3 protein-coding genes are annotated in these 2,652 nt (G+C 54.1%); all 3 read left to right on the top strand.

The window, feature by feature from the left end; genetic code table 11:
* Positions 1-246: cell division protein FtsL (ftsL, locus tag C3B51_RS22865; RefSeq protein WP_130246508.1), on the top strand; the 246-nt coding region annotated here is incomplete at its 5' end.
* Positions 243-2,057 (top strand): penicillin-binding transpeptidase domain-containing protein, encoded by a 1,815-nt coding sequence (locus C3B51_RS22870; RefSeq protein WP_130246509.1) that lies wholly within the window; start codon positions 243-245, stop codon positions 2,055-2,057. The genes ftsL and C3B51_RS22870, both read left to right, overlap by 4 nt.
* Positions 2,047-2,652 (top strand): Mur ligase family protein (locus C3B51_RS22875; RefSeq protein ID WP_240701962.1); only part of this gene is annotated, 606 nt, incomplete at its 3' end. The genes C3B51_RS22870 and C3B51_RS22875, both read left to right, overlap by 11 nt.

Below are 2,652 nucleotides of genomic sequence, written 5' to 3' on the forward strand. Positions count from 1 at the left end.
GTGTTGCTGGCGTTGACCTTAGGGTCGGCGCTTGCGGTGGTGCAGGTGACACACCTGACCCGCCAGCAGTTGATTGAGCAGGACAAGCTATTACAAAAACGAGATGAACTGGATCTGGAGTGGCGCTACTTGCTGGTTGAAGAAGAGTTTTATTCTCAGCATGCGCGCATTGAAGAAGTGGCCAGAACCCAGTTACAGATGAAGCGGCCAACCAGTAAAGAAGAGCAGGTGATCGTACTACCATGAGCCCGGCTAAGAAGACTTCAGTTAACTTAATCAGCTGGCGCTTTGCGCTGGTCAGCGTGATGCTGGTGCTGGTTTTTGCCGCACTGATCGCCCGTGCAGCCTATTTACAGGTGATTGAGCCCGACAAAGCCCGCTCTGAAAATGCCAAGCGCACAGTGCGGGTTGAAACCGTACGGGTGCAACGCGGTATGATCTTCGATCGTAATGGCAAAGAACTGGCAGTCAGTGTTCCTGTGGTCAGCGTTTATGCCGACCCTAAGGCACTGGATAAAGCATTGACTAAAAAAGTGCTGAGAAAGGCGCGTCGCAATGGGGAAGATACTCAGGCGCTGGCCGATAATGCCGCTGAGCTGAGTGCCCGCAAACAGGCTTTTTACCAGGGTGAAGTACGCTGGCGTGAGCTGGCCGATGTGCTGCAAATTAAACAACAAAAAATAGATAAGCGTCTGCGCGATAATCCCGCGCGTCGTTTTGTGTATTTAAAACGCCAGGTCACGCCCGCGGTGGCCAACTACATTCGCCAGATGCGCCTGCCGGGGATCCATTTGCTCGACGAGTCTAAGCGTTATTACCCCAATGGGGAGGTGACGGCCCATGTACTGGGTGTGACCAACATTGATGGCATCGGCATCGAAGGTATCGAAAAGCTCTATGACAAGGCGCTGACAGGTACCGAAGGACGTCGCACCATTCGTAAAGATGCCCAGGGGCGTGAGGTTCAGGTGTTGGCAGAGGAAGAGCGGGTTGAGCCGGAAGACGTCCACCTGAGTATCGACTTGCGGATCCAGGCGATCGCTTATCAGGCGTTAAAATCGGCGGTGCTGACTTATCAGGCAACCTCAGGGTCGGCCATGGTGGTGGATGTGCACACGGGTGAGATCCTCGCTATGGTCAACAGTCCGAGCTTTAATCCCAATGATATGAGCGATGCGGCACCTTATAAGCGTCGTAACCGGGCCATTACCGATCTATTCGAGCCGGGCTCAACTTTGAAACCGCTGGCTGTGTTGGCAGGGCTGGATCATGGTGTTATTCAGGCGGATGACACCATCAATACCTACCCAGGCTGGATGCGCCTCAATGGCGGGCTGGTTAAAGATGAGCGCAACCATGGTGAAATGACCTTGCGCGAAATTCTAAAGATATCTAGTAACATGGGCGTGGCTAAAATTAGCCAGATGCTGCCTAAAGAGTATTTTGTTGGCCTGTATCAGCAAGTTGGTTTTGGCGAAGACACCGGCACTATGATGATCGGTGAAAGCTCAGGCCTGTTCTATCCCAACCGCCGCTGGTCAGACTTTGAAATTGCCACTTTGTCTTATGGTTACGCCGTGTCGGTCAGTACCGCTCAGGTGGCCCGATTGTATGCGACCTTTGGTGCTGGTGGTATTTCTCGTCCGCTGACCATTATGAAGCAAAATGACCCCGTACCGGGTGAGCGCCTGTTTCGTGAAGAAGATACCCTGGCCGTGGTGGAAATGATGGAATCAGTCTTTGAAAAAGGCGGTACGGCATCGAATGTGATTGTGGATGGTTACCGGGCCGCGGCGAAAACCGGTACTTCGGAAAAGGCCATTGCAGGCGGATATGGTGACGAATATGTGGGCTATTTTGCCGGCGTTGCACCGGTTAGCGATCCTCGCCTTGCCGTGGTCGTCATGATCAATGAACCTGGCGGAGATGTGTATTACGGCGGACATACGGCGGGGCCGGTGTTTGCCGAAATTGTTTCTAACGCACTGAGAATTCTAAATGTGGCTCCGGACAAAGATCGGGTTGCTTATTTAAAGAGGCCGGACAATGACTCGTGATTTGAGCCAGGCACTGGCTGACATTGGGGTGTCACACCCAAGTATAGAGATTAACGCGTTGCGCCTGGACAGCCGAGAAGTGGGTCCGGGCGATTGCTTTATTGCGCTACGGGGTCATCAGCAGGATGGCGGCCAGTATGTGGGCTCTGCGCTTGAGCGTGGTGCGGCACTGGTACTGGCCGATGAAAACTGCGTTGTTGATATGCAAGACTCACGGATTATTAAGATCCGCGCACTGGCCGACAAAGTGGCCAGGCTGGCTGCGACGTTTTATGGCGAGCCGAGCCGCGCGATGACGCTGGTGGGTGTAACGGGCACCAACGGTAAGTCGACCACCACGGCCATGATAGCGCATCTGGCCAGCGCCTGCGGACTACCCGGTGCGGTAATCGGCACGCTCGGTTACGGGGCACCAGACTCGCTAACGCCTTTGAATAACACCACCCCGTCTCACGTCGATCTGCAGCGCATTTTAAGCGAGCTGCGTGATAGCTATCCGCTGGCTGCGATGGAAGTATCATCCCATGGGTTGGTACAGGGGCGGGTTGCGCAGTGTCAGTTTGAGGCGGCGGTATTTACCAACCTGAGTCGTGAT

It is taken from the genome of Pseudoalteromonas rubra, from assembly GCF_004212645.1.
Taxonomy (GTDB): Bacteria; Pseudomonadota; Gammaproteobacteria; order Enterobacterales; family Alteromonadaceae; genus Pseudoalteromonas; species Pseudoalteromonas rubra_G.

What these genes read in the sequence shown, in the direction of transcription:
- C3B51_RS22870 (WP_130246509.1), top strand. Translation starts at nt 243, where the DNA reads ATGAGCCCGGCTAAGAAGACTTCAGTTAACTTAATCAGCTGGCGCTTT.